The sequence below is a fragment of the Psychrobacter sp. 1U2 genome, from assembly GCF_051847575.1.
On the sequence record NZ_JBPYDC010000010.1, the window covers coordinates 91,417 to 97,477 of the forward strand.

Here is a 6,061-nt window from a genome sequence, read left to right on the forward strand (position 1 = left end):
GCTTAAATACTGTGGACGGATGTGAATGAGTACTGCTTTTATAATGGAAAAAGATACTGTCTTATGTCGCCAGACACCTACAGGTTGGCAACCTTTATCTATCGACCTAACGGCTGAGTCAGATCGCGTACAGCCCCCTTATCAGTTAGGCCGTGTTGAGCTATTAGAGAGCTTAGCGCCTAGCCATTGGCAGCAAAGTGGACATGGGCAAAAAGAAAATAGCGATGACGGTATAAACGCCAAGGCCACGAGTCTCACAGCGAATAATGCCCCGGCTGCGTATGCTATAAGCTATCACTATGCGAAAAACAATCAACTTACGCTGCCGTTCATCCGTGATAATATCGACTCAATGACAACGCTCCTGTTACCCTCAGAAAGCTCAATAAAAGTACCGCAAACTGACGTTCAGGGAGATAGAGCTGGTGACACTGACGTTATAAACGCTTTTATCTCTTATCGGCAGCTGCTCCTCCAACTTCCAGTAGCGCTTGCCGATCAGCTCAGTCAAGCCATGCAGCTATTGCGCTGGCAAGCGGATACCCAGTTTTGTAGTCGCTGTAGTGCGGCGGTCAGCGCAGCGGAATCTGGCGATCGGGCAATGGTGTGCAGCGTTTGCCACTTGCGCCAGTATCCACGGGTACAGCCATGTGTGATTACAGCTATTACTCGCCCGAACCCGCAAACGGGTGAGACACAAATATTATTAGCTCATCATCACCGCTATGGTCAAACCAGTCTGCCTTTACAGTATGGCTTGATTGCAGGGTTTGTAGAAGCTGGTGAGAGCTTAGAGCATGCAGTAGTGCGAGAAGTGTTTGAAGAGGTAGGCATTCGTTTATCAGAGATTCGCTATGTCAGCAGTCAACCTTGGCCGTTTCCCTCCAACTTAATGCTCGGCTTTCGGGCGAGTTATGACAGTGGCGAGTTAGTATTACAAGAAGATGAGCTGTCGCATGCGGACTTTTTTGATTTATCAAAGCTGCCAAAGATACCCTTTAAAGGCAGCATCGCTTATGAGTTAATCGCCCAAATCGCTCGTGAGCAAGGCGTTACGCTTTCTTAAAAGTCTATTCTAACTGCTAGTCAATACCTTTATTATTTATTATATGCCCGCTTTAAGGCCAGTATTCCATGTCCGATAACCATAATCACCCCTTACCGACTCGCTTAGCTGATCTGCCGCTATTGTTCGACTCTCAAGCGTTAGAGTCGCTGCCAAGGGCAACACAAACTAAGATCGCCCAGATCGATGCTTGCTTACCACAGACCCAATGCGGGCTTTGTGACCATCCTGATGGCTGCTTGCCTTATGCAACAGCGATCGCTGTCGATGGCGAACCTTACAATAAATGCGTACCTGGTGGACAACCGGTCACCGATGCTATTGCCCAAATCCTTGTGGATAGCGATCATGATCGCCTTAGTAGTATGGATAGTGGCGATACACCCGTGATTGCCGAGCCCTCCAAGTGGCCGATAGATGCTGTTACTCAGCGCCCAACCGAAGTGCGCGCTATTATCCGCGAGGACGACTGTATCGGCTGCACTAAGTGTATCCCTGCCTGTCCGGTCGATGCCATCGTCGGTACGGGTAAGCATATGCATACGATTTTTACCGATCTTTGCACTGGCTGCGAGCTATGCCTTGCGCCCTGTCCGGTAGATTGCATCGATCTGGTAACGGTGCATCGTGAGCTGACAGCTAGCGCGCGCGAACAGGAACAAGACGATCTGCGGCAGCGTTATCACACTCATCTAATGCGAGTCACCAAGCAGCTCGCCGATAGTAGTAATGCCAAACCAGTCGTCAGTATGGTCGAGGCCAAGCTCAATAACGCCGCGAGTCAGTCTCTCGAGATTAGCGAACAGCAGGCTAAAAACACTATTGCTGCAGCAAAACTGCGTAGCAAAATTAAAAAGCTAGAAAAACAGTTAAGCGTGCGTCCTAATGCCAACAAGCAAAGCGAACTTATCGCGTTACAAGAAGAGCTGGCCGCGTTATAACGAGACACGCTATAAAAAGTAATAAAACTAAGACGTCATTCTATGAGTAAAACCGTTAAACATAAAACTGCTGACACGCCGCCATCGAGACTGATGCCAAAGCGCAATGTGCGGCCGTTCTTTGAAAAGCTTGCGGCAACGATCGAAGAGCCCGTTACTGAGCTGCACTTTGACAGTAACTTTGAGCTGCTTATTGCCGTTATCCTCTCCGCGCAAGCGACTGACGTCAGCGTTAATATTGCCACTGATCAGCTTTATCCTGTCGCTAATACACCCGAAGCCATTTACGCCTTGGGTGAGGAAGGACTCAAACCCTATATCCAAAACATTGGTCTCTATAATTCAAAAGCCAAAAACGTGATAAAGACTTGTCGCGACTTGATCGATAAGTTTGACAGCCAAGTACCTGATAATCGTAAAGACCTTGAGTCATTAGCAGGCGTGGGCCGCAAGACCGCTAATGTAGTGCTCAATACGGCATTTGGGCAGCCAACCATGGCAGTCGATACCCATATCTTTCGGGTCGGTAATCGTACTGGCCTTGCGACGGGTAAAAACGTCTTATTCGTTGAGCAAAAGCTAGTCGCACGTATTCCAGAGGATCTACTGCTCGATGCGCATCATTATCTAATCTTACATGGGCGCTATACTTGTCAGGCGCGCACACCGAAGTGCGGCGCTTGTCCGGTTTATGAGGAATGTATGTTTAAGGATAAAGCTAAATTTTTAGAATTGTAATCTCACAAATTGAGTTAATGCTATGCAAACCCTGACCGCACTACTCTTTGATAATTTTGAAACCTTAGACCTATTTGGTCCTATTCAAATGTTTGGGAGTTTCACTAAGTCATAAAGACACCCTAGAGTTTTACGTTAAATCACGGTAAGATATGGTAATTTTTTTGACCTATTTTTTCTATTTTTATAACATTTAATAAATAATGACTAGTTTTTATAACAGTCCCTGCCATTAAGCGATCCCATTATGCGTGAATATAGTTTATTTACCTCAGAGTCTGTCAGCGAAGGCCATCCTGATAAAATGGCAGACCAAATCTCTGATGCCCTACTCGACGCCATTTTGCGTGAAGATCTGCATGCCCGAGTCGCTTGTGAGACTTTAGTCAAAACAGGCGCTGTCGTATTAGCTGGTGAAATCTCTACCACCGCTAACATCGATATCGAACGTATTGTTCGTGATACTGTCAATGGTATCGGCTATCATCATTCGGACTTAGGTTTTGATGGCGAGACTTGCGCGGTAATTAATATGATTGGTAAGCAGTCACCTGAGATTGCCCAAGGCGTCGATCGTAGCAGCCCAGAGGAGCAAGGCGCTGGCGATCAAGGTTTAATGTTCGGTTATGCCAGTAACGAGACTGACGTGTTGATGCCCGCTCCTATTGAATATGCTCATCGCTTGATGCAGCGTCAGTCTGAGCTGCGCCGTGCAGGCGATCTGCCTTGGCTGCGCCCTGATGCCAAAGCACAAGTGACACTCAATTATGATGGTAATCGTCCAGTGGCTATCGATGCGGTAGTACTATCCTCCCAGCATGATCCTAGTATCTCGCAAGCGGACTTGCAAGAGGCTATCATGGAGAACATCATCAAGCATGTACTACCAGCCGATCTTTTGCATAAAGGTACGCGCTATCATATCAACCCAACCGGTAAGTTTGTGATTGGCGGCCCTGTCGGTGACGCGGGTCTAACTGGCCGTAAAATCATCGTCGACACTTATGGCGGTATGGCGCGTCATGGCGGTGGTGCTTTTAGTGGTAAAGACCCCTCTAAGGTTGATCGTAGTGCCGCTTATGCGGTGCGTTATGTGGCCAAAAACATCGTTGCGGCTGGTATTGCCGATCGCTGCGAAGTGCAGGTGAGCTACGCTATTGGAGTGGCCGAGCCGACTTCTATCTCTATCAACACCTTTGGCACCAACAAAATCGATAATGACGAGATTATTCGCCTGATTCGTAAGCATTTTGACTTACGTCCTTATGGTATTACGCGTATGCTCAACTTACTGCAGCCTATGTATCAGCAAACCGCAACCTTTGGCCACTTTGGTCGTCCTGGGTCTGAGACTGCATTTACTTGGGAAAAAACAGATAAAGCTGAAATCCTCAAAGCCGATGCCGGTTTGTAGTCTTTAGTGAAAAGAGTTATTGCTAACTATATAACTAAAATTTAGACTATTTAAATAAAATACTATTTAACCCCTTTACTGAACGGAGTCTTTTATGTCTGACGCCAATATACCAAACGATACTGTAAATACAGACAACACTGAAAATAATGTCGAAATTACTCCTGAGATGCAGTCTTTTTATCAACGCGCTGATGAGATCATTGGCGTTGCTAATAGCCAATTAGGCGAAAAAGCGCACTCAGGCCAAGTCGGTGCTTCATTACTTTATGCCGCCGCCCGTTATAGCGCTTCGGTCGCCTCTATTGGCTTTGTAAAAGGTGAAGATTTTGCCAAAGAAAAAGACGATATCGTGGAGTTTTATGTCAAACAGTATCGCCAAATGCTCAGCGATAATCTAACTGACTATGCGCAAAACTTCGATAACTATGTGCAGCTCAATAAGAACGATAGAACAGGTGAATAAACAAGGCAATAGCGTTCGCTTATCTTTGTCATCATATTAAAGCCCTATACTACTTATTTTTAATGGATAAAACCCTAAGCTTAATTATAAGCTTAGGGTTTTTTTATATAGTCATGAACTATACCTCTAAGACACGTCATAGTCTTAGCTTTTAGTCGACTATAACAACTTAGTGGCTGACTTGTGATAAATAAGCTACTATGAATTTAAGCAATGTTGTTAACAGAGATGACTATATCGATTACAGGATGTAATCCAATTATACTGATAAGGAGATATCATCATGGACCTTGTACTTAAATCATGGCGACTAGGCGCTTTATTGTTAGGGTTGTCAGCCACCATAGCCTTAACCGGCTGTAATAACATTCAAAGTGTCAATACCCCTGACGATACTGCTATTCCTACGGTAGAATACGACAAGCGGATATCTAGTGACAACCCTTTTACTAAATGCCCACCCTATAACCCTGAGCAAACCATGTGTACCATGCAATACGATCCGGTTTGTGTCAAAATAAAAACGAATTCAGGAGTTAACTATCGTACCGCGGGCAATGCTTGCTCAGCATGTGGCACAACAACCGCAATTGGTTACATCAAAGGACAATGCTCATAACCTACAGCTTGTGAGTGCTTACTCGCTATAACTCATAAAAAAGCCCTAGCTTGAACCGACCCCCATAAGTTGGACACAACTTATGGGGTATTTTTATGCATTACGACCTAGACTTTAAGCTGCAAGTCATCGCATACTATGAACAAGGACATAGTAGTCGAGCCACAAGCAAGAAGTTTACTGTAAATCCAAAGTTTGTTCTTAAATGGGTGAAGCAGTATCAAAGCGGTGGTATAAACGCTATAAGACCAAAGACAACTAAAGCCACGTACAGTAGTGAGTTTAAACTTAACGTACTAACCACCATGCTTGAAGAAGGTTTGAGTCAATCTGAGGTGGCACTGAAGTTTAACATCAGCTCACCGGCGCTTATTAGTCATTGGCACAAAGCATATCGAAAGCACGGCATGTTTGGACTAACTCCCAAACCTAAAGGTAGAACCGCCATGAGTAAACCATTTATCACAGACAAGCCAGATGATGAAAAGACAGCAGCAGAGCTTAAGCGTGAAAACGCATATCTACGTGCGGAGAACGCCTACCTAAAAAAGCTGGATGCCTTGCTCAAACAGAAGAAGAAACAAGCTTTGAAAAAGCAAGGCTCATCGAAGGACTAAGAGAGCGCTGTTGTTTATCTGACTTACTTAAAGCCGCTGGTATGCCCAAAAGCGTCTTTTACTATCATAGAGTAAGGCTTGAGCGTGGTGACCAATACACTGAATTAAAACAGCGTATTGCTCAGCTGTATCATCAGCACAAAGGTAGGTACGGCTATCGCAGAATAACGGTAGCGCTAAAGCAGTTAGGCAGTCATTAC

Annotated in this window: 8 protein-coding genes; all 8 read left to right on the forward strand. The window is 45.3% G+C overall.

The features are described 5' to 3' along the window. Nucleotides 1-43: 43 nt before the first annotated feature. Nucleotides 44-1,066, forward strand: a complete 1,023-nt coding sequence (gene nudC, locus ACS8FD_RS06905) for an NAD(+) diphosphatase (RefSeq protein WP_439275097.1) — start codon at nt 44-46, stop codon at nt 1,064-1,066. A 68-nt stretch (nt 1,067-1,134) separates the two neighbouring features. After that, nucleotides 1,135-2,007, forward strand: a complete 873-nt coding sequence (locus ACS8FD_RS06910) for an RnfABCDGE type electron transport complex subunit B (protein WP_439275098.1) — start codon at nt 1,135-1,137, stop codon at nt 2,005-2,007. 42 nt (nt 2,008-2,049) lie between these two features. Further along, entirely contained in the window at nt 2,050-2,745 is a 696-nt protein-coding gene (gene nth, locus ACS8FD_RS06915; protein WP_439275099.1) for an endonuclease III, read from the forward strand. A 247-nt stretch (nt 2,746-2,992) separates the two neighbouring features. Further along, nucleotides 2,993-4,159, forward strand: coding sequence for a methionine adenosyltransferase (gene metK, locus ACS8FD_RS06920; protein WP_439275100.1), 1,167 nt, complete (start codon nt 2,993-2,995; stop codon nt 4,157-4,159). Between the two features lie 94 nt (nt 4,160-4,253). After that, on the forward strand, nt 4,254-4,625 hold the full coding sequence (locus ACS8FD_RS06925; protein WP_439275101.1) for a DUF3144 domain-containing protein: 372 nt from the start codon (nt 4,254-4,256) through the stop codon (nt 4,623-4,625). 283 nt (nt 4,626-4,908) lie between these two features. Continuing rightward, nucleotides 4,909-5,244: a hypothetical protein gene (locus tag ACS8FD_RS06930; protein WP_439275102.1), complete on the forward strand. Its 336-nt coding sequence runs from the start codon at nt 4,909-4,911 to the stop codon at nt 5,242-5,244. A 95-nt stretch (nt 5,245-5,339) separates the two neighbouring features. Then, nucleotides 5,340-5,861 (forward strand): helix-turn-helix domain-containing protein, encoded by a 522-nt coding sequence (locus tag ACS8FD_RS06935; RefSeq protein WP_439275103.1) that lies wholly within the window; start codon nt 5,340-5,342, stop codon nt 5,859-5,861. Between the two features lie 41 nt (nt 5,862-5,902). Then, nucleotides 5,903-6,061 (forward strand): IS3 family transposase (locus ACS8FD_RS06940; protein WP_439275112.1); only part of this gene is annotated, 159 nt, incomplete at its 3' end.

What these genes read in the sequence shown, in the direction of transcription:
- metK (WP_439275100.1), top strand. Translation starts at nt 2,993, where the DNA reads ATGCGTGAATATAGTTTATTTACCTCAGAGTCTGTCAGCGAAGGCCAT.
- ACS8FD_RS06935 (WP_439275103.1), top strand. Translation starts at nt 5,340, where the DNA reads ATGCATTACGACCTAGACTTTAAGCTGCAAGTCATCGCATACTATGAA.
- ACS8FD_RS06910 (WP_439275098.1), top strand. Translation starts at nt 1,135, where the DNA reads ATGTCCGATAACCATAATCACCCCTTACCGACTCGCTTAGCTGATCTG.
- nth (WP_439275099.1), top strand. Translation starts at nt 2,050, where the DNA reads ATGAGTAAAACCGTTAAACATAAAACTGCTGACACGCCGCCATCGAGA.
- ACS8FD_RS06930 (WP_439275102.1), top strand. Translation starts at nt 4,909, where the DNA reads ATGGACCTTGTACTTAAATCATGGCGACTAGGCGCTTTATTGTTAGGG.
- nudC (WP_439275097.1), top strand. Translation starts at nt 44, where the DNA reads ATGGAAAAAGATACTGTCTTATGTCGCCAGACACCTACAGGTTGGCAA.
- ACS8FD_RS06925 (WP_439275101.1), top strand. Translation starts at nt 4,254, where the DNA reads ATGTCTGACGCCAATATACCAAACGATACTGTAAATACAGACAACACT.